The sequence below is a fragment of the Paenibacillus sp. UMB4589-SE434 genome (assembly GCF_030226685.1).
GTDB lineage: Bacteria > Bacillota > Bacilli > Paenibacillales > Paenibacillaceae > Paenibacillus_B.
This window is the reverse complement of sequence record NZ_JASOYK010000007.1, coordinates 247784-268628: the sequence shown is the minus strand read 5'-3', so window position 1 is coordinate 268628 and position 20845 is coordinate 247784. Positions and strand designations below refer to the sequence as shown.

The 20845-nt window shown below is 43.6% G+C and carries 22 protein-coding genes and 1 pseudogene; 14 read left to right on the top strand and 9 right to left on the bottom strand.

The window, feature by feature from the left end:
- Positions 1-33 precede the first annotated feature (33 nt).
- The 6 genes from purD (at position 34) to QP775_RS21225 (ending at position 6426) form a co-directional block, all read left to right on the top strand.
- Positions 34-1314, top strand: coding sequence for a phosphoribosylamine--glycine ligase (purD, locus tag QP775_RS21250; protein WP_239331414.1), 1281 nt, complete (start codon positions 34-36; stop codon positions 1312-1314).
- Positions 1315-1471: 157 nt separating this feature from the next.
- Complete coding sequence (locus QP775_RS21245; protein WP_285108864.1) at positions 1472-1867, top strand: hypothetical protein; 396 nt, start codon at positions 1472-1474, stop codon at positions 1865-1867.
- A 464-nt stretch (positions 1868-2331) separates the two neighbouring features.
- Positions 2332-3174 (top strand): alpha/beta hydrolase family protein, encoded by an 843-nt coding sequence (locus QP775_RS21240; RefSeq protein WP_239331418.1) that lies wholly within the window; start codon positions 2332-2334, stop codon positions 3172-3174.
- Positions 3175-3428: 254 nt separating this feature from the next.
- Positions 3429-4529, top strand: a complete 1101-nt coding sequence (locus QP775_RS21235) for a DUF3048 domain-containing protein (RefSeq protein WP_285108863.1) — start codon at positions 3429-3431, stop codon at positions 4527-4529.
- Between the two features lie 192 nt (positions 4530-4721).
- Positions 4722-5333, top strand: coding sequence for a DUF47 domain-containing protein (locus tag QP775_RS21230; RefSeq protein WP_239331422.1), 612 nt, complete (start codon positions 4722-4724; stop codon positions 5331-5333).
- A gap of 91 nt (positions 5334-5424) precedes the next feature.
- Complete coding sequence (locus QP775_RS21225) at positions 5425-6426, top strand: inorganic phosphate transporter (protein WP_239331898.1); 1002 nt, start codon at positions 5425-5427, stop codon at positions 6424-6426.
- A 108-nt stretch (positions 6427-6534) separates the two neighbouring features.
- On the opposite strand, the gene QP775_RS21220 is transcribed toward QP775_RS21225, so the two are convergent.
- Positions 6535-7176 carry a hypothetical protein gene (locus QP775_RS21220; protein WP_285108862.1) on the bottom strand — a complete coding sequence of 214 codons (642 nt, stop codon included), beginning with the start codon at positions 7174-7176 and terminating at the stop codon, positions 6535-6537.
- Between the two features lie 232 nt (positions 7177-7408).
- Between QP775_RS21220 and QP775_RS21215 the strand changes: the two genes are divergently transcribed.
- The 4 genes from QP775_RS21215 to rlmD all read left to right on the top strand — a co-directional run bounded on the left by QP775_RS21215 (position 7409) and on the right by rlmD (position 11968).
- Positions 7409-7699, top strand: a complete 291-nt coding sequence (locus QP775_RS21215) for a YerC/YecD family TrpR-related protein (protein WP_028544376.1) — start codon at positions 7409-7411, stop codon at positions 7697-7699.
- A gap of 1 nt (position 7700) precedes the next feature.
- Positions 7701-8579 carry a sirohydrochlorin chelatase gene (locus QP775_RS21210; RefSeq protein ID WP_285108861.1) on the top strand — a complete coding sequence of 293 codons (879 nt, stop codon included), beginning with the start codon at positions 7701-7703 and terminating at the stop codon, positions 8577-8579.
- Between the two features lie 281 nt (positions 8580-8860).
- A complete protein-coding gene (locus QP775_RS21205; protein WP_239331900.1) occupies positions 8861-9772 on the top strand; it encodes a diacylglycerol kinase in 912 nt (303 codons plus the stop codon).
- Between the two features lie 687 nt (positions 9773-10459).
- A complete protein-coding gene (gene rlmD, locus QP775_RS21200; protein WP_285108860.1) occupies positions 10460-11968 on the top strand; it encodes a 23S rRNA (uracil(1939)-C(5))-methyltransferase RlmD in 1509 nt (502 codons plus the stop codon).
- A 239-nt stretch (positions 11969-12207) separates the two neighbouring features.
- On the opposite strand, the gene QP775_RS21195 is transcribed toward rlmD, so the two are convergent.
- Positions 12208-12954 carry a MerR family transcriptional regulator gene (locus tag QP775_RS21195; protein WP_239331430.1) on the bottom strand — a complete coding sequence of 249 codons (747 nt, stop codon included), beginning with the start codon at positions 12952-12954 and terminating at the stop codon, positions 12208-12210.
- An 86-nt stretch (positions 12955-13040) separates the two neighbouring features.
- Here QP775_RS21195 and QP775_RS21190 point away from each other — a divergent pair, with 86 nt between their 5' ends.
- Positions 13041-13745, top strand: coding sequence for a CPBP family intramembrane glutamic endopeptidase (locus QP775_RS21190; protein WP_285108859.1), 705 nt, complete (start codon positions 13041-13043; stop codon positions 13743-13745).
- Positions 13746-14167: 422 nt separating this feature from the next.
- On the opposite strand, the gene QP775_RS21185 is transcribed toward QP775_RS21190, so the two are convergent.
- The 4 genes from QP775_RS21185 to QP775_RS25900 all read right to left on the bottom strand — a co-directional run bounded on the left by QP775_RS21185 (position 14168) and on the right by QP775_RS25900 (position 16191).
- Positions 14168-14296, bottom strand: a complete 129-nt coding sequence (locus QP775_RS21185) for a hypothetical protein (RefSeq protein WP_285108858.1) — start codon at positions 14294-14296, stop codon at positions 14168-14170.
- Positions 14297-14446: a hypothetical protein gene (locus QP775_RS21180; protein ID WP_285108857.1), complete on the bottom strand. Its 150-nt coding sequence runs from the start codon at positions 14444-14446 to the stop codon at positions 14297-14299.
- 406 nt (positions 14447-14852) lie between these two features.
- On the bottom strand, positions 14853-15602 hold the full coding sequence (locus QP775_RS21175; protein WP_285108856.1) for a WecB/TagA/CpsF family glycosyltransferase: 750 nt from the start codon (positions 15600-15602) through the stop codon (positions 14853-14855).
- A 382-nt stretch (positions 15603-15984) separates the two neighbouring features.
- Positions 15985-16191, bottom strand: a complete 207-nt coding sequence (locus QP775_RS25900; RefSeq protein WP_483312038.1) for a hypothetical protein — start codon at positions 16189-16191, stop codon at positions 15985-15987.
- A gap of 536 nt (positions 16192-16727) precedes the next feature.
- Between QP775_RS25900 and QP775_RS21165 the strand changes: the two genes are divergently transcribed.
- Both QP775_RS21165 and QP775_RS21160 read left to right on the top strand, forming a co-directional pair.
- Positions 16728-17717 carry a PDDEXK family nuclease gene (locus QP775_RS21165; RefSeq protein WP_285108855.1) on the top strand — a complete coding sequence of 330 codons (990 nt, stop codon included), beginning with the start codon at positions 16728-16730 and terminating at the stop codon, positions 17715-17717.
- Between the two features lie 543 nt (positions 17718-18260).
- Positions 18261-18695, top strand: a complete 435-nt coding sequence (locus QP775_RS21160; protein WP_285108854.1) for a hypothetical protein — start codon at positions 18261-18263, stop codon at positions 18693-18695.
- An 86-nt stretch (positions 18696-18781) separates the two neighbouring features.
- Here QP775_RS21160 and QP775_RS21155 read toward each other — a convergent pair whose 3' ends face one another.
- Positions 18782-18907 carry a hypothetical protein gene (locus tag QP775_RS21155; protein WP_285108853.1) on the bottom strand — a complete coding sequence of 42 codons (126 nt, stop codon included), beginning with the start codon at positions 18905-18907 and terminating at the stop codon, positions 18782-18784.
- A 213-nt stretch (positions 18908-19120) separates the two neighbouring features.
- Here QP775_RS21155 and QP775_RS21150 point away from each other — a divergent pair, with 213 nt between their 5' ends.
- Positions 19121-19267 (top strand): hypothetical protein, encoded by a 147-nt coding sequence (locus QP775_RS21150; protein ID WP_285108852.1) that lies wholly within the window; start codon positions 19121-19123, stop codon positions 19265-19267.
- Positions 19268-19441: 174 nt separating this feature from the next.
- Here the strand turns inward: QP775_RS21150 and QP775_RS21145 are convergent.
- Both QP775_RS21145 and QP775_RS21140 read right to left on the bottom strand, forming a co-directional pair.
- Positions 19442-19528 (bottom strand): annotated as a pseudogene (locus QP775_RS21145) (thiol-activated cytolysin family protein); the annotation flags it as partial.
- Between the two features lie 236 nt (positions 19529-19764).
- A complete protein-coding gene (locus QP775_RS21140) occupies positions 19765-20238 on the bottom strand; it encodes an NTF2 fold immunity protein (RefSeq protein ID WP_285108851.1) in 474 nt (157 codons plus the stop codon).
- Between the last annotated feature and the right edge of the window lie 607 nt (positions 20239-20845).

Genomic DNA, 20845 nt, shown 5'->3' with positions numbered 1-20845 from the left:
GGGATAATTAACTTCAAGGTGGAGGCGACAAAAATGAAAGTAATGGTCATTGGCGGCGGAGGCCGTGAACATGCTCTAGTATGGTCACTTCGCCAAAGCAGCAAAGTGTCGGAGGTTGTGTGCGCTCCGGGAAATGCGGGTATCGCCGAACTGGCGACGTGCGTGCCGCTTGCGGTGAATGAATTTGAAGCTATTGCAAACTATGCGAAAGAGCATGAAATAGATCTCATCGTGGTGGGGCCGGATGATCCGCTTGCGGATGGGATTGTAGATGTGCTGCAAAGTTACGGATTAAAAGTATTTGGTCCAAACAAGGCTGCAGCGGAGATTGAAGGCAGTAAAGTGTTTATGAAGCATCTCTTGCGAAAATACAATATCCCAACAGCGGCCTACGAGACTTTTGATGATGTTGAGCTTGCTCTTCGTTATGTACGCAGCCAGCCGCTGCCAACGGTTATTAAAGCCGATGGGCTTGCAGCAGGCAAAGGCGTCATCATCGCTCATACGTTGGCGGAAGCAGAAGCTGCGCTGCAAGAGACGATGGTGGATAAGAAATTTGGCAAGTCTGGCAACCGAATCGTCATTGAAGAGTTTATGCGAGGACAAGAGATATCGATTCTGGCATTTGTTGATGGAGAGACAGTACGTGCTTGTGTGCCAGCACAGGATCATAAGCCGATTTTCGATGGGGATCAAGGTCCGAACACTGGCGGCATGGGAACCTATAGCCCAGTTCCGCATATCGATGCGTCTGTCGTAGAAGAGGCGCTGAAGACAATTATCGAGCCTACAGCCAAGGCGATGGTGGAAGAAGGCAGGACATTTAAAGGTTTGTTGTTTGCAGGCCTTATGATTACGCCTGAAGGACAGCCGAAGGTCGTGGAGTTTAATGCACGTTTTGGCGATCCAGAGACGCAGGTTGTATTGCCTCGCTTGAAGACAGACATTGTTGAGGTATTTGAAGCGGTAGTGAATGGAACGCTGCATGAGATTCAACTGGAGTGGAGCGATGATGCGGCCGTATGTGTAATCGTTGCGTCTGGAGGCTACCCAGGCACTTACCGTAAAGGTGATGTAATTACGGGACTAGCGAATGCGGAACAGAAGGCTTTAGTGTTCCATGCAGGCACGGCGAGTAACGAAGCGGGCGACATTGTCACAAGTGGAGGCCGTGTGCTAGGTATTGTAGGGCGCGGCAGTGATGTGAAAGCTGCACAAGCTGCCGCTTATGAAGCGGTGAAGCTGATCTCGTTTGACGGCATGTATTACCGGACGGATATTGCCGGCAAAGCCTTAACTGGCGCGTTGGTTTAAATAGTTAAGAACGATATTAAAGACTTGCTTCATCTCCTAAGGGAGAAGAGGCAAGTCTTTTTTTATGGAAGTCAGCTTAGCTTGCCCCATTTAGAACAATTATTTATCAAACTTCTCAACCTAAGGAATAACCAGACGACAACTCTCTCATACTATGTTGAAACTACATCAGGACGGCATAACCGCAGCAGGAAAGACACCTGATGAACAGAGGGTGAGACAAATGATGCTGTGGCGCCGTGCAGGATTGGAGGGCCTGTTAATGTACGAACAACAATCATCTTATCCGTCGGATGAGTTGACTAAGCAATACTTGAATCAGGAACATGCACGAGGGGTGGATGAAGTGAATGCATGGGAGAGTATAAATGGTACTGACCATAACAGCCCGGCAGCAGAAATTGATGCGGTGTCTGGCTCGCTTCAAGACTCCGATGACAATGAGTGTGTAGGCGATGCTTGTCCAGTTGAACGTGGCGCCAAGGCGACGAATCAGATGATCAATGAATCCTATGGATTTCATGCGGACGATTTGGATTATGAGTTGAAATAGCCACGCAACCTCGTTACAATGACCAGCAACAGAGCAACAGGAATACCATGGATATATTACAGGCAAAGGCCGCGGCATCTGATGCTGTGGCCCTTTTCTTGTCGGTGGGGAAAGCAGAGACTTGATAATAGATTAGGTTATTTTACGATCAGCGAACGAACTTAACAGAAGAACGCAGAGAAGCACAGAGAAGCACAGAGGAGCATAGAAGAAAGCAAAAGAGCAATTTACATGTACGGCATGAAATAGGTTGAACATCATTAAAGCCAACATTCTTAGTAGAAAATACATGGCGCAGCGTTGGATGATATGAACAATTTGATTAATGAGAATGGGCTAAAGAATGGTTGACATTACAGGAATACGATGATAAAATCCAAATTAATATAAATACAAGTAAATTAATCGGAATTATAAGATATATAACATATAAGGAAATACTGAACGGAAGTGGGGGAATAATGATGGAACGATTTGTAGAAATAAAGTGGCAGCAGGAACGTATCGCAGCTTCGATACATTATCCTGTAGAGCGTACACCTTTTGAATCCCGATCTGAGGAGAAATCATGCAAAAGGGTACCGCTGACAGTTATATGCCATGGCTTCGTGGGAAGCCGAATCGGAGTTGACCGTTTATTCGTAAACGCCGCGAGGCGTCTGACAGCAGAAGGTCATATTGTGCTGCGATTTGACTATGCGGGCTGTGGCGAGAGCTCTGGCGAGTACGGGCAACTTGGCATCGACGCTATGATCGAGCAGACTCAGGCCGTTCTAGATTATGCCCTCTCTTGTGGAGATGTAGATCCTCAACGGGTAACGCTGATCGGACACAGCTTGGGTGGAGCAGTTGCATTGTTAACGGCAGTAAGAGATCAACGCATTAAACGGCTGGTGTTGTGGTCGCCAGTGGCTTATCCATTTAACGACATCATCAACATTGTTGGACGCAATCGTTATGACGAATCTGTAAAAAGCGGTAAGACCGAGTATTTGGGTTATCATTTTACACCTGATTACTTCGATTCCCTCGGCAAACACCAACCTTTCCAGGAGGCCGTAAAGTTCCAAGGCGATGTATTACTGATTCACGGTACGTCAGACGATGTCATTCCAGCAGATTATTCGTTCTTGTACCAGAAGTTGTTCTGGATGCGCAGTGATGGCCAATGTGACAAAGAGATCGTGTTCCAAGCGGATCACACATACTCTCATGGCAGCCATCGTGAAGCGGTATATGATCGCACGATTGAATGGCTTCAACATTGGGAACGCCGCCAGCAGCAATGGGCACATTGGAGCATTTAACTAGATCCAGGCAGACACATAAGAGGCTAATATTTCTATATAGTTCATACGAAGCGAAGCACATGCGGACCTGAAAAGGGCGGTAATGGCTTCGTTTTTTGTTATTTTCTCAAAGTACTTTCGACGGGCAAGTTATTTACAGATCAGAAGAAGTATATCTTATCAATAGAGGTATCCGGATGATTGGACATTTGATAAATAATAATGGATAATAATGTTAAAATAACTGAATCGAGCAGGAGGTAATCCCATCGATGCATGAACCATCCTTCCATCGTGGTCAATGTTGTCTACTTGTGTTATTGCTGTCCCTTAGCCTCATAACCGCCGCCTGCACGCAAGCTACTACTGTCAATTATCAAGAAAAGTCAGACAAGCCCACTCAAGAGGAAATGATCATACCCGAGCAGGAAACCAGTGACCCGTTACAGGTGCTGGCTCCGTTTACAGGATTAGCGGCTCAAGAACAAGCGATTCAACAACGCCCGATTGCCGTAATGGTGAATAATTACAAGGCTGCGCGCCCACAGTCAGGCTTATCTTACGCGGATGTGCTAATCGAAGTGTTGGCTGAGGGTGGTATTTCACGTTTAGTTGCGATCTATCAGAGTCAGAATCAATATGCAGGCAGCATTGGCCCTGTCAGGAGCATTCGTCCTTATTTGATTGAACTTGGGGAGAGCTACAAAGCAGTGCTTGTTCATGCGGGGGGCAGCCCTGATGGTTATCGTATACTCCAACAGCAGCACAAGCCCTACTTGGACGAAATTTCAAATGCAGGTTCCTATTTTTGGCGGGACAAGAGCAGGAGAGCACCTCATAATTTATACACGAGCCTCACTAGATTGGAGCAGGGGATTGCGAAGAAGAAGTACAAGCTGACAGAAGCTATTCCTGTGATGTCCTTTTCTGTAGAGGGAATGTCTGAACATACTGCTCTAGCGTACACAACCGAAGCGGCAAGTAAGATTACGATTGCTTTGTTAAAAAATTCAGAGCTGGTGGAGTATCAATATGACGCTAATCGTGGAAACTATATCCGATATGTGGCAGGCAAGCAGCACGTCGATAAAGAGAACCAAGAGGCATTGCGTGCAGTAAATGTCCTTGCGGTTGAAGCAAAGCATCAGGTATTGGACAAAGCAGGCAGACTGAGCGTTGATGTGGTCACTGGAGGCAAAGCGATCTGGTTTCGTAATGGACGGGCGGCATTTGGAAATTGGGTGCGTCAAGCGGGTGGACCTATCCAGTTTCAGGTGGAGGGGAAAGTTATCCCTCTGCATCCAGGCATAACCCATATTATGATTGTGCCAAGTTTAGAAGCGAAGGAATCACATGTAAAATGGAGCGAATAGGATAATATTGTTATAAAAAATCGAAATTTGTCGAAAAAATAAGAAAATGTCAGATATGTTTATGAGAATTGCCGCGAAATGTTACATTTTACGTTTACGATTTATTTACAAACGACGTCTTTTTTATGATAAGATATGTAAGGCTTGAAAAGTTTACAGCACACGCAATTAGGTTGCAAAGGAGATTTCAGAATGTTCAAGAAGAAGGACGTGTTTTTTGAAACGCTGCAAAACATGGCGGATACGCTCGTCACGGCGGCTGAAACGTTTGCAAAAGGTGTCGAAGATCTGAGTAATGTTTCCGAGTTCGTGAAGGAAATGAAAGATTTGGAACACAAATGTGACGGCTTCACGCACACCATCATTACAGAATTGAACAAGACCTTTATTACGCCGATTGAACGAGAAGACATCATGTCGCTTACGACGGCGTTGGACGATGTATTGGACGGTATGGAAGCAAGTGCCTCCCGTTTTGAAATGTACCAAATGTTTGAACGTGATGAAATTGTAGTCCAATTTGCGGATGTGCTGAAACGAAGCACGTACGAGATTCAAAAGGCGATTCGTCTGCTGTCGCAGAAGAAACTGCTTGCTATTCGTGAATACAGCATCAAGTTAAATGATCTGGAGAACGAAGGGGACGCACTGCTCCGTTCTGGAGTGAAAGCGTTGTTTGCGAACATTAAAGACCCGATTGATCTCATTAAACGTAAGGAAATCTATGAACGTCTAGAGCAGACTACGGATAGCTGCGAAGATGTTGCTGATATGCTTGAAACGATCGTGATGCGTAATTCCTAAAGTTGTCATCGGCTGAAGACAGCTCAAGGATTGAAGGGGGTTAAGGGAATTGCGCAGACGTTCCTAGCAAGCTTCTGTGCAAGATATTCGTATGGATACGTCATTATTAGTTATCGGGATCGTTATTTTCCTGGCACTTGCGTTTGACTTTATTAATGGATTCCATGATACGGCAAATGCAATCGCTACATCAGTGTCGACAAGAGCTTTAAAGCCGCGAACAGCTATTATTATGGCTTCCGTGATGAACTTTGTTGGTGCACTTACATTTACGGGAGTTGCGAAGACGATCGGGGGCAGCGTAGCGGACCCTACGACGTTAACTAACGGCCTGGAAATTGTAGCGGCGACTTTGATTGCGGCGATTATTTGGAACCTCGCTACATGGTGGTTCGGCATTCCTTCTTCCTCTTCACATGCGCTAATTGGCGCATTGGCAGGTGGTGTATTTGCTGGAGCCGGGATGGAAGGACTTAATGTAGGCGGCTTCAAAAGCATCGTATTAGCGCTTATCTTTTCGCCTATTATTGCTTTTGTAGGCGGTTATATTTTGATGACCATCCTCAAATGGATATTTGCAAACAAGAGCCCGCACTCTGTCAACAAGGGCTTCCGTACTTGTCAGGTTATTACAGCTGCTTTCCAGTCGTTCTCCCACGGGACAAACGACGCGCAGAAAGCCATGGGTATCATTACTTTTGCGCTTGTTACAGCTGGGTTCCAGACAGAAATGGAAGTGCAGACATGGGTTAAGATCGCAGCGGCAACAGCGATGGCACTGGGTACATCTATTGGCGGTTGGAAAATCATTAAAACAATGGGCACGAAGATCTTTAAGATCGAGCCAATCAATGGATTTGCTGCAGACTTGACGTCGGCTACCGTTATTTTGTCGGCTACGTTAACTCATTTGCCTACAAGTACAACGCATGCCATTACGTCAGCTATCCTCGGTGTTGGATCAGCAAAGCGTTTCTCTGCTGTAAAATGGGGAGTAGCAGGACGTATCGTGATTGCTTGGTTTATTACGATTCCAATCTGTGCGGTATTGGCTGCTGTAATATTTAAGATTATCGATTTTATTTTCTATTAAGATACACTCATACTTGCCCGTTGTGCGAGTAATGAGAAAGAGCCGTTCCTCGGAGGATCGGCTCTTTTTGGTGTTTGGGGCTTGGAGTTTGGAGTTGAGATTAAGTGCTTAACGGGTTGGGCGTAAAGGACGCGAGGGTCGGTTCTTGGTTCTACCGGTTCGTCTTGGAGCTTGCTTGCGACGTCTAGGAGAGCGCCCAGTGCTGGACGGACGTCTCCGTCTGCGGCGGCGTGACGGCTTATAGAAGTATTCGTCGTCTTCGTTGTCTTTGTTCTTGGACTTGCCGAAGACACCGACAAGCATTTTGGCCATTGGCGCAAACTGCTGCACACTTTGCATCACTTTTTGCACTTTGCCCATGGTGGAAACAATGCCTTCAACACCACCCATACGGTCAAAGATGCCTTTTAAGTCGCCGATGTTAAATCCGCTTTTGGACGTCGCGGCGGCAGCGGATGCGACGGGAGTTACAGGCGCTTGATACGGTACGACTGCATTGGAACCAGGGTTCTGAGGGGTTAACCCAGAGGTGGTAACCGCTTGTTCCTCACTGCTGCGGTAGGAAACTTTGTATCCGGCCCCCTTGACGGGGGAGGCAGGAGGATATGCCGTGGAGCTATGTGGATGCGGCAGCGGAGACCCGGGGCGGGAGGAATGAATCTGGGCAGAGCTCCCGCTATGATGGTTCTGCTGCTGCGCATTCGGTATGTGTAAGCTCGGCACGGACATGAGCTCTTTAGGTGTGTTCATCGAATCACCCTTCATATATGCAAATTAGGGGTTGGCAAATGCCCCTGTTTGCTATACTGTATGTCGTAGGCGAACAACTCGTGTGGACTTTCGCCCGTGGGCGAACGCCTAATCGAATTGTAAGCGCTATCGGGTACGGCAGTTCGTTAACGCGAAACTACTGTACTGCTTGAAAAGGTTGGATAAAGGAAGTACAATGAGTGTACATGAGAACCTGTAGGAGTGGATCAGTTTGCAACTGAAAAAGTTAAACGATAAATCGATTGATCAATTATTTGAATCTATTTTAACGTTGGAATCATTGGAAGAAGCTTATATATTCTTTGATGATCTTTGTACGGTTAATGAGATACAGTCTTTATCTCAGCGTCTGGAAGTAGCACGGATGCTTGGTAAGGGCTGTACATATAACCAAATCGAAGCAGAGACGGGAGCAAGCACGGCGACAATCTCCCGTGTAAAGCGCTGCCTGAATTACGGCAACGATGGATACAAGATGGCGCTGGAGCGTCTTGGACGTTAGGATGAAGGGGCTATTGATTATTAGCCATGGCTCAAGGGACGAAGCTTGGGTAACATTAGTGGATGAAGCGATTGATAAGGCAGTATGGCCGGAGGGCCTGCCGGTCGCTTCTTCTTTTTTGGAATGCGTTCCGAACAGGAGCATACAGGATGGGATTGATGAGCTGGAGTCACAAGGCGTCGAGCAGATTGGAGTCGTCCCTTTATTTGTGTCATCGGGAAGTACCCACGTGGATGAGATCGCGTGGGCACTTGGCGTGAAGGAAGAGCCTTTGTGCGATTCTGACCTGGAGCGGTTCAGGGTGCACGCAGACATTGTATATGGTGCGCCCCTTGACGAGGATGATTCCGTATATGCAATGGTAGCTGCGCGGCTGCGTGCATTGGATGTGGACGGGAAGCGTGACGCTGTTATGCTGATTGCACACGGCAGTCCACATGAGCCGTTTCAGACGCGCTGGCGGGATGGGCTAACACGGATGGCTCATGAATTGAAGGCGCGTAACTGGTGTGTAGTCGCTGGACATGCTTTGCTCTGCTGCGATGATGTTGGTGGTCGCGTTCAGGAGATGCAATCACTGCTGTCTGCGGGCAGAGAGCACACTGCTGGTGGTCGAGTGGCGGTTGTTCCCATTTTTTTAAGCCAAGGATACTTTACTACGAAAGTTATTCCTGAGCGGCTATCGGCTGTTATGCCTAAGTCTGCGCCTGTGCGACAGGACTTTTTGTCCTCCGCGTTAGAAATCGAATCTCAGAATGGGAACGCTGAATTGGAAGCAGATGAGTGTGCGCTGTTGTATGACGGGCAGACGCTGCTCCCTCATCCTGCACTGACGGCTTGGTTGGAGCAGGAGGCTAGGCGAGTACTATCAAGCTCATAAATTAGCCCATTTTGTCCTGTTTGTAAGCAGTTAAATTGTAATAAGTGGATATCGATAGCTCGAGAGAAGTGAGCAAGGCGGATCCTTTTTTAATATGAGGGTTTGAAATTGCGGCCTGAACGGTTAAACTTAATAAGATGGACTAGCCATACATCGAGAGAGATTGACGAAATGCTTGATGGATGGCTTTTATTACGGAACCGTCTCTGCTTTATTGACGATTCCGCAGGTTGTGGGATGGCGTACTTATGAATAGATTGTAAATGGGTGAAGGATACATGATAAAAAGAGCGAGGCTGATTTATAATCCGACCTCCGGACGTGAGGAAGGCAAGAAGAAGCTGGCAGATATTTTGCAAAGGCTGGATGCCGCTGGTATCGAGACGACGACGCATGCAACCGAGGGCGAAGGTGATGCCAGTCGGAGCGCGGCAGATGCGATTGATCGGGAATATGATCTTATTATCGCAGCTGGAGGCGATGGTACAATAAATGAGGTCATTAACGGTATGGCCATTAAGGAACATCGGCCGCCGCTTGGCATCATCCCACTGGGGACGACCAATGACTTTGCGCGTGCGCTTGGTATCCCGCGGAATTGGGAGGACGCATGTGACCTTATCATTCGTCAGGAGACCCGTGCTGTTGATGTTGGGCGTGCTAACGATACGCACTTCATTAATATTGCTGGCGGTGGCTCTTTAACGGAACTGACCTATGAGGTGCCGAGCAGGCTTAAGACGATGATCGGGCAGTTGGCTTATTATATGAAGGGGCTGGAGAAGATGATCTTTCAGCTTCGCCCGACCGAACTGAAGCTGAAGATTGACGGCCATGGAGAGTTTCATGACGAATTTATGCTGTTCTTGATTACCAATACGAACTCGGTTGGCGGCTTCGAGAAGCTGGCACCAGGAGCGTCGATAGACGACGGTTTGTTTGACGTTATTATGCTGAAGAAATGTAATATTGCAGAGCTGATTCGTCTCGCGAGCATGGCTCTGCGCGGTGAGCACGTGAATGATCCGCACGTCATTCATATTCAGTCGAAGCGTATTGAAGTGACGTCTTCTGACTATGTCCAGTTGAACCTGGACGGCGAGTACGGCGGCACGCTGCCGGCTGTGTTTGAGATGCTGCCGCGTCATTTGCATATTTATGCCGATCTATCAGGGGAGTCGACGTATCGCTAAGTTCATTTTCTCAGATATGACGTCGTGTATTTAACGATGTGATGAATTCGATGTGCTAGTGAGCTGTTAGAGTTGAGGACATGGCAAGCAGCTATATCGTACAGGCGCGTGAGCGGGGGCTACGCGTCTTCTTTTATGCATCGGACGAGAGTGTTATGGGTAGTGCTGCTGTATTTCGATAGAGATAGCTGAATAAGGCGGTCGGTTTCGCTGTGAAATAGGGTCTTGTTATATAGGCAGGCCAACAGGACGAAACGGGCCGTTTTCTTGATGTTAAAGGGCGAGGATTACATTTTACCTGAATGAATCTGTGGATAGAAATGATGGATACAGCGTTAAAATGCAGTTATGCACAGTATAAATCCAGATTTGTCGTCTATTAATGTAAACGGACGGATACTGCACTACGATTGCGCACAGGTTATAAACATCATACACAGGGCAATACATGACAGTGAGGATTACGGCTTTTGAATAGATAGGATTCAAGGGTGCGTGGATAGGATACAAGAGTGAAAACACGATTGAAATCTAAACAGAACATAGGCACGTATGCAAGTAATTCAGATAAAGTACAGCTGGATTTGTAGGTAAAGTGGCAAGGTTTAAAAGATATAGCTGTACGGGCTGATACCAACTATTGATGTATGCCGGATTATTAGGAAGATATACAGATGGAGGAAAAAAATGAGTAAACAGGATAACAAACGAAGCAAGAACAGTAATCGCAGAGGGTCGGGAAAAGGACGCACGAATGCAGTGGCTGCTGTATCAACCGCACCTGTACAGAAAAACGATGAGGTTGTACTGGATATTATCGGCTTGACCCATGAGGCAGAAGGCGTAGGTCGGGTAGAAGGATTTACATTGTTTGTGCAAAATGCGCTTCCAGGCGAAAAAGTACGCGCTCTGGTGCTGAAGGTGAAGAAGCAATACGGCTTCGCCAAGGTGTTGGAACGTGTGGTGGATAGTCCTTATCGTGTGGAGACGGAACACCCTGCTCATTATTATGGCGGCTGCCAGCTTCAGCATCTGGCATATGACGAGCAATTGCGCTGGAAGCGTCAGCACGTTGTAGATGTGCTGGAGCGCATCGGTAAATTTGGAGTGGAGCAGGCTGATGGCGGGGCAGTTGGAGCAACAAATTCAGTAGCTGGTGAAACACAAGTCAAAGTGCTGCCGACTATTGGGATGGACAACCCTTGGCGTTACCGCAATAAGAGTCAAATGCCAATCGGCCAGAACGAACGGACTGGCGGTCTGATTGGCGGGTACTACGCGAAGGCTAGTCATCGGATTATGGATACGGATGTAAGCTTGATCCAGCACGAAGTGCACGATGAAGCGATGCGTGTTGTCAAGGAGCTTGCGCGTAAACATGGCATTCAGCCTTATAACGAGGAGTCACATACTGGCTTACTGCGCCACGTAGTAATGCGGATCGGCTTCCGGACGAATGAACTGATGATCACACTGGTGACCAACGGGAAGCGTATTCCGCAGCAAGAAGAATTCGTAGAAGATCTGGTTAAAGCTTTGCCGCAATTGAAAAGTGTATGCCAGAATATTAACAACAAGCAAACGAATGTTATTTTGGGCGATAAGACCCGTTTGTTATGGGGATCTGAATATATTACCGATTATATCGGAGATATCAAGTTTGAAATATCGGCGCGCTCGTTCTATCAAGTCAATCCAGTGCAGACGGAAGTATTGTACGAGAAAGCGGTCGAGTACGCTGCCCTGACGGGCGAAGAGACGGTAATCGATGCGTATTGCGGCATCGGCACGATTTCGTTGTTCCTCGCGCAGCGCGCGAAGCGAGTACTTGGCGTAGAGATCGTCGCGGAGGCGATCGACGATGCTCGCCGCAATGCCGAGATTAACGGCATCCAGAACGCGGAGTTCGCCGTAGGTGCGGCGGAGGAAGTCATGCCGCGCTGGCAGGAGCAGGGCGAGACGGCTGACGTTATCGTCGTCGACCCGCCGCGCAAGGGCTGCGACCAGGCGCTGCTGGATACGATGCTGGAGATGCGCCCAGAGCGCATCGTCTACGTGTCGTGCAATCCGTCGACGCTGGCGCGGGACTTGCGTATCCTTGCGGATGGCGGGTACCAGGTGGTTGAGGCGCAGCCGGTGGATATGTTCCCACATACGGCGCATGTGGAATGCTGTGTGTCGCTCGTGAGAACATAGTGATTTAGAGCCACATTAACCTAATGTTTTTCTGTAAAGCTCAAGCAGTCACTTGCTTGGGCTTTTTTTATAAGTACCCGAGTTCATCGAAGATACTTGATACTGTAGGCACTAGAAATGCCATTGTTGTTTGCTCTTTCATTCCAGGATTTCGCAGAAGCCGGTTTGCTGAGGATATATGCAACAATGATCATTGGTGGATGAAGGAATCACTCAGATCTATAGTGTTAAGAAACCAATCATTCATTTTCTTTATTCAGCAATTGCTCTGCATAGATAATACAACGTTCTGCAAATTCCAGTGATTGATCTGTTATAGGATACAGTCCAGTTGTCTCTGACGGCATTTTTCTTACTTCCCAAAACTTATTCATTAACTCTTCATTTCCATCAAATGTATCATTGGAAACTGCAATCAACTCACAACCAATCTGATAGCCAGCTTCAGATTCAGGTAATATGCTATGCTGCTGACACCATTCAATTCTCCGTAATAGTGAAATATATTGTTGGGTGATTCGGTCGCTTTTACTAAGACTAGGAAGCACTTGTTCTAAAAAATCCTTCTCGTCATCTTGAAAATATTCAGTCCATTTTTTCGAATTATGTTTGGCTGTCTGTACTAAATGTGAAATTCGTTTCCACGATATTTCTCCCTCAAGATCAAACATGTTGATGAGCGAGGTCGTATTGGAGATGCTAGTTTGGAGCGAAGAAAGTTGTTCTTGAAGATGATTATAGTGAGCTTTTAGTATTTCTCGGTAGGATAGCTTATCCAATAAATTCTGAATCTCTTCGAGTGGAAGCATGAGAGATTTTAGAAGTGTGATCTTTTCCAAAGTAAACAAGTTTTCTTCGGAATAGCAACGGCGTCCGCTTTCGTCCTTAAAGCTAGGTGTAAGGAGCCCAATTTGATCATAATAGCGAAGTGTTCTTACAGAAACATTGCTTTGTTTGGATACTTGTCCTGTTGTCCAATGACTCATGATATTCCTCCAAAAAAAATGCTTGCAGGTGACGTAGCGTCACCCAATATATTTGAATTATATCACAGAGACAAAGGGGTAAGGGAATGACTGATCACTTAACGCATTGGAAACAAAGGGATAATTGGACATGGAAAGAGTTTGTAGCTTTACTGTTGCTAGAGTTTGTATTTGTTATCGGATTTATTAAATTTGTAGTAAAACCCGTATATACGCAATGGCTTGGAGATGAGCTGTATTCAGGAACATTGACAGGGCTTACAATAGCAATAGTATTAATGCTGGGCGTGTATTTCATAGGGCTACGTCCTAAAAAGCTTTCTTGGAGTGAAGTGGGTTTAAGATCCTTTCCTGCGAAGGATTGGTGGCGAATTCTGTTATGGACGTTCTTGATGATTATAGGCAGCACCGTCGTAATGATCCTTACCAGCTATATCGGCAATACATTTGAAAATTCTAAGACGGAATCAATTCAGCAGAATGTTACGGTCTTCAGTGTATTCATTGCGTTTGCATCAGCAGTGATCATCTCGCCTATATACGAAGAGATATTCTATCGCGGTTTTATCTATCGCTGGCTGCGAACCCGATTAGGCATTGGTTGGGCAATGTTTTTGAGTGCGAGTATCTTTACGATAGTCCATATTCCTACCTATAACGCGATGCCTGCGAATTTTCTTGGGGGGATCATATTTGCATGGGCGTATGAACGAACAAATTCTGTTTGGCCTGCAGTATGGGTACATAGCTTAACAAATGGACTTTTTTTATTATTGACTCTGGTAATGTAACGGGAGAAAGAAAAAGAGTTACCTAATTCGTAAACAAGCACTTCGAGGCAATGACGACAAATGAGACGGGACTCATCACATGGCTAGTAGAGCTTAGGATTAGAAGAGATGAATGATAAGTGGGGCTGCCATTTGGTAGCCCTATTTGCTCGGTTTTGTATTTACCATTTACTATATCTATATGATTGAAAGGCATTAGAAGAAAATTTGGCTTTCCTCACAAACGCCACAAAACTGAGCTAGTATATGGTTATGGTGAGTGACGTTTTATATATTCCGAAATGGACAATGGTTTGAGGACGCGAGGTTATGTACGGGGAACCGCATCACAAATAGTAGTAAAGCGCAGAGTTAAATTGAAAATTAGTAAAATGGGATAACCCCCCACAATATATGGGGGCGCCAGTTGATACTGCATTAAATTAAAATTTCGGATTGCGGCAAATACCACGGTAATAATCGACCCAACCGTTCGCTTGAAACAGTTCCTTTAATTCATTAACTTGCAATTTATGGTGAGCAGACCAAACAGCCGTCATGCCCCATCCCATTTAGTAACCGACCTCAATACCGGCATCAACGCACCGTTGGTATTTCTCCATCGAAATTGCCTCCACAGAGTTTTTATAGTTGATAATGTCGCTCTCAAGCCAAATCGGTCCACAACTTCGTTCTTGAATCGGTTCAGGCAGTGAAAGCATCGTTTTTGGTAAGCCTCCTGGTTATTGAAAACTAACCAACGTCGATTTGTTCCACCCGAGGACTTCGGCAGCTTCGGCAATTCCACATAAGCTCAATTCATTATATATGGTTAAGCTGGTTAAATAGGTTATTCCAAGCGGGAAGAAGCAGCATCCGAATGTCTTTGATTGGAATGATGCTTTGTAATAGGTATTTTAATTATGTGATGTAAAGAATTTAGATGAAGTTTCGTTAAGTACTTAGGTGAATACAGCCACATCATCTTAATTGATTCTACCGTCAGCACTCAACACATGTGGAGTGTTGCTCACTGTTAGTGCGGAAGGTCAATTAAATCGCAGATGTAATGGCGGAAATAGTAAAGAGGGGCGATAACAACCTCTTTTTTCATGCTATCCTGAATTACTACTTCTTAATGATTGCCTGATAAAAAAATTTAGGAAGCGCGGATTGGCGCCGCCACCGTGATTTTTGTCCCTTAGCAACAGGAACAGTTAGTAACCGATGAAGCCATTCTAAATTTAATGTCTTCCAAATAGGTGGTGTAGGCTTTACCTTACCTGCGATTACGTCAAGGCTCCCCCCAACGCCAAAAACAACCTTTACACCCTCAAGATTATGTTTGTTCTTATAAATCCACTTATCAGTGTAGGGTGCTCCCATTGCAATTATTAGTACATTGGGTTTGGACTGCTGAATTTCATTAAGTATATGTTTTTCTTTGTCTTCGGAGAAGAAACCATTATGTCGACCTGCAACGACTACATTTGGATAGTAACTGCGTATCTCGGTTACAGCTTTAAGGCTTGTCTCTTCATCTGTACCAAGAAAATAGAAACTCCAACCATGTTCGTTCCCTCTTTCCAATAGTTGAAGAAGCAAATCATAACCAGTGACACGTTCTGAAATAGGGTCACCTCTTCTTTTGGAGGCAATTACAATACCAATTCCATCCGGCGTAATTAAATCCGCCTCTTTTATTATTGATTGAAGCAATTTATCCGTTTGGTGGGCTATTGTAATCTCAGGGTTCACCGTGATTAAATGAAACAATTTCGGTTGTACTTTTTGGATATGTTCGCCTAGTAGATGTACCGTTTCATTAAGAGTTAATTTGGAAAAGGGAACTCCTAATATATTTATTGAGCCTGTCATATACTCACCTTTCAGCGTACAGAATATAGTGCAATTTTACCACAGATGGTGCGACCTTTTGAAATTTATTCCACTGAAAACGTCAATTTACAACAAACGAGTATAAAAAATAGACGTGTCAAACAGCCATAAACGCTGTAATAGACTACATTTCTCACAGGCTAGGCAGTGTGTGGGAGGAACAAACCTTGCTCTGAAGCGAAATATGAACGTTTGAGCGAGGTATAAGATGTATCATGATGTTATCCTGCTTCTTGAAGATATGAATCATCAATCATCGAAGACGCAGTAAGACCATCAAGCATAAAACCTGATATGTCACCCTCAATGTAGTTGAGAAAGGGGTTAAGTATATCAGTTGTTCTCTCCTTGACTTCCGTTGTTATCTTCTGCTTGTCGTTCCACCCAATTTAAGCTCCACAAAACGGGTTGTAATGAGGCAAAGACAGCGAATAAATTGGATCGTGAGTTTGAACAAATGGAAAGCAAACGCTTCGTCGTCAGCGATCTGACCTATGTGAAGGTAGGGCACCGATGGCACTACGTTTGTGTCCTCATCGATCTGTTCAATCGAGAGATTATTGGTCATAGTGCAGGCCCGACGATGGACACTGCTCTGATCTCCCATCTATCCACCTGATTTAACAGTTCCCAATCTATTAACTTTTGACCAATTCATTCGCCAGTTCATGGATGCATCGCGCAAATCGTTTCGATATTTCATTCTAGGTAAGGATTGTATTTGTTCATCGTGAGCCAATGTTGCATAGTTAGAAGCGGCTTGAGCGATAATGTCACGGATTTGACTCGTATTATCCAGATATTGTAATCCATATTGATAGCGACTAAACAATTCTATTTTGGGTCTCGGAGGGTTTGGGGCGATTTTGACGAATTGTATAGTTGAGAAAGAATTAGGTTTTCGAAACTTATACTCTTCTTAGGTTCAAAATTAAAATCAATAATTTAAAAGCATTCAACTGTTGATTTTTAAGGTCAACTGCGAGAAGTTATACTTAAAAAGTATGCCTTAAACTTTCAATATTGAATATTTGGTAGAGCAATGAACGATTGTGATGTTAAGTGTTAACACAAAGAGTAATAAATTCGGGGAGGGGGCTGAAAATGTACAACATAACGAATAAAAAGGCATCAAAGGTAGAAGCTGTTACGTTTGCACAACTTGAAATGCAAGAGAATGATATAGAGGAACTTCTTAGAAATAGTATCGATATGCTTTGTGATGATGAGGAATCAATGCTTATAGTTGGACGTCAAGTGAAGAATGAAAGTCATGGGAGAAGTGATCTTACAGCTGTTGATAATAACGGGAATATTGTGTTGATAGAAATTAAAAGGGATCGAAAAGATATTGAAAATCGTAAAGAGGCTTTTGAATTTCAGGCTATCCGATATGCTGCAAGTTACGCGACAATCGTAGATGCCGATGATCTTGTTAAGAAAGTTTATGCACCCTATATTGAGAAATACAGAAGTGAATTCGAACTGGGTGAGCTAACCTCATATGAGCTTGGGCTTAGGAAACTGAACGAATTTTTAAAAGTTAATGGTGCTGAAACTAATTTTAATAAGAAACAAAAGATTATTCTTGTCGCCTCTGACTATGATGATCAAACATTGTCCGCAGTTGCTTGGCTAAATAACAATAGTGTTGATATGAGTTGTTTTAAGCTCACACCTTATAAAATTAATAATGAAGTGTTTTTAAATGCTGAAAAATTGTTGCCACTAACCAACTATGATGACTACTATGTCAATTTAATGGAGAAAACTCCATCTAGAATAAAGCAAAATAAAGACATTAAACGCAGGTCATTACCTAAAATTGATGAAATGCTTCTTTGGGGCGTTGTCAAAGCAGGAGATACGATTGTAGCAAAAGGGAGAAACGATGAAGCTACCCTACTTACTAATGGAAATGTATTAGTTAATGGCAAGGAAAAGTCATTGTTAGCATGGTTAAAGGAAATATTTGGATGGTCCAATATTGCGACATATGATTTTTCTGTATTAAAAGAGAGTGGAAGAACTCTTTATCAAATTCGTGAAGACTACATGAATAAGCAAGTTGCTGAAATGGTGAAAGAATTGTGATTAACGAGTAAGTCTAGCCATCAAGATAATGGTTAACAAAGCTGTCAGGGTGTATTCATTAGTGATTCAATGGGAGCTATTTAAGTTGGATTTTATGGGGTAGATTATTGGGAAGCGGAGATGCATATACTAAAGCTTACTTAATAAATAAGAGAGCATAAGTTTATCCTTTTTTTCAAGATCCTGTATCATATAAAGTAATGACTGAACCGACTAGAGCAGATTGGGCTTCAACAACATCAATTGGTTGGACTTCAACTGACCGCGCTAACTTTATTAAGAAATACAGCGAGTTGTATCCTAAAAATGGGTACGACTGGTCTGGATCAGTGACAGAAATACATCATATAAGACCACGAGGATTTGGAAGTGACAATAGTTTTAATAATCTAATCCCTTTACCTATTAACTTTCATAGGTATGTTGTGAATAGCTGGTTTAGTGGTTATTACCTCATCTGGAGGGAATAACAGTATATGTAGAAAAATTTTAGGGTCACTTCGAGAAAGATTAAATCAGAATAACGGTGAGTTGCGAATCCAATTGTTCGAAGGAGACGTAGACAACTATTCATGTGATTTTCGCCCACCAGCTACAGAGAGTCAGATTCAAACGTTACTCGAATACTATCCCCAACTTCCTAGTGGTATTTTAGAGTTCTTAAAGATAACAAATGGTTGTAGCTTGTTTGAACATGCTGTCTATGGTGGTTGTGATTTGTTACTTGGCGTTGACGAAGTTATATACTTAAACAGAAATAATGACTCAAGAATAGAAATAGCTAGTATTTGTTATGATCATATAATTGTTGATATCAGTGAGTTCATATCTGGTAATGAACATTATATGTACATTATGATAGTTGTCGTGATTTTAAGTATGCTAGAAAACTGTACTGTAATTATGAAGAAAGGCTCGATAGATTTATTGTTTCCAATGGACAAAAATACTGGGATTGGTGGGCCGAGAAGTTTATAGAGTCATGATAGTGCTAATTAATAGTTCAAGAAAGGCACATGAATGAACTGTCCCCCAATTGACACCTTAATGGGGAGACAGTTCATTTATTGTACTTCCTCATTACTCTTCATCGTCAGCCCTTGAGCCACTTTAATCCCATATGATGTGCGAGTTGTCGTTTTAGGCTTGGACGTGACGATATTCGGTTCCTCTATAGCTTGGTCAACCATTCCTTAATTCATATAATTGAAATATCAAGACGCTATTCTATGTATATGGGATGGCGTCTTCTTTTATATAGAGTATAAGCTCTAATAGAAGAACCTTCTGACTTAAACTCTGTTTAAGGGGAAACTTCCTTTACAACTACTACTGGTGCGTTATAATACAATTATCAGACAGCATGATCGGCTTATCAAAAGATAGATATTGGAGGTATGGTCATGGTCAATCACAAAAGAAAAATGATTTCCACAGCCCTCAGCACAGCTCTAGTCGTGACTATGTTGCTTACAGCCAGCACAGCCTATGCCCAAGGTGCTCAGCCGGCGAAGTCAGCAGGAGACAAAAAGGTTGAAGTTATTAAATAGTGATTATTAATGAAAAAACATACTATCTACGAAGGCAGCATGGAGTCTTACAATTGTGAAGCGGTCCAGTAAAGGTTGTTCATTTGAATGGCAAATAACAAAAAGAGAAACGGCTGATGTCCTTTGTAAAAAAGGGCTTTAGCCGTTTCTGTTCATAACGTATTAAATGTAATGCGCATTATTTTTTAAGAAAACACTTGTATATGAAATTGGATATGCTGGATTCTTTAGGCTAAATTCCGCAAAATATTTAATGATATTAATTTTCACCTATTTAACAACAAGAGGCTCGAATCTGAGTGGAATTGATAGCTTGTCTGACATTACTTGTGAAAAGCAGGGTTTCAAGGATGTAGTAAGATTTCAGCTTTTCTGCATACTTGTGATCACATATGTGGCAGCATTGTACGTTGCTAATAAGAAGTAAAGGATGAGTAGAAGGGTTCGAGAGGCTGTTAAAGATTCTTGAACCCTGCAACTAATATCGATCAGGTGATTCAGAGGATGCAAGTGCTCCACTTTTCATTGCCATAACGCTTATTTTTATAATTATCAATCTTCCATGTGTCGGCTTTTCTCAATAATACAAACAGATATTCATCATTAAAGTTAGTTTCTGTTTTGATATAAACTTCTGCACGATTTTTATTTTTAAGTTCAACATTTGTTTCAATAGAGTGCGCTATTCCATTGAACTTCACCGGAAAACCAAAGCTCTGTCTGTTTTTTCCTCCATATACCCTCTTTTTATCGGTACAGTATTCAACAAAAATAGGGCCGATCAGCCCCGAAAATTGTTCGTGCCAATCTGTTCGTTGTACATAATGATATTCATCACCTGTATATTTTTCTCTTAATTCAGCCTCTTCTTGTTCATGCTGTTTATAGATGTGATCTTCAATGTTGTTCCATTTTGATCCGTATTGTTGGACGATATGAATTAAATGCTTGTGCAACTCTTGTTGTTCCATGGGATAACACCTCTTCAAACATAAATTTAGTTATTACTTGTCCGATAAGTTATTTCGTACCCTTCGTATCAGTCTTAACAAGACTTATGGCCTCTTCCATAGTTTCTCATACATAAAATACTAACCTCAATTTATGACTTATACAATCATTCTTTGATTCAAGTGTAATTGGTTGCACTAGGTTAGACAGAAAAGAAAGGGCTTGTAGAATATAACTATCATACTCAGGAGCGTGTCTCTACATTGGCTAAACAATCACGGCACACGATCTCTGCGCAGAGGTAATTCAATAGGCGCTGTCAGATTATTAAGCTGTGTTATAATTGAAGTAAATGTCGATACTGGTGTTATGTGTCTCATGCATGAACAGAAGCTGAACATGTATATATTTGCTGGTAATCATGGTAGGGTAAGACCTAATGACTTGGAAATGCCTTTGTGTCACAGCGCTTCTCGGACGTGAAGCGAGGCAAAAAGTTTGGAAAAAAGAGACTGTTCAGACAGGGAATGTTGTTGTAACCTAGAGCTACCCACCTTTTTTGTTGGCATGGTTGGTTGTACTTCCATGATACCCAACAAGCGAGGTGGTTTTTTTGTCAAGATGAAC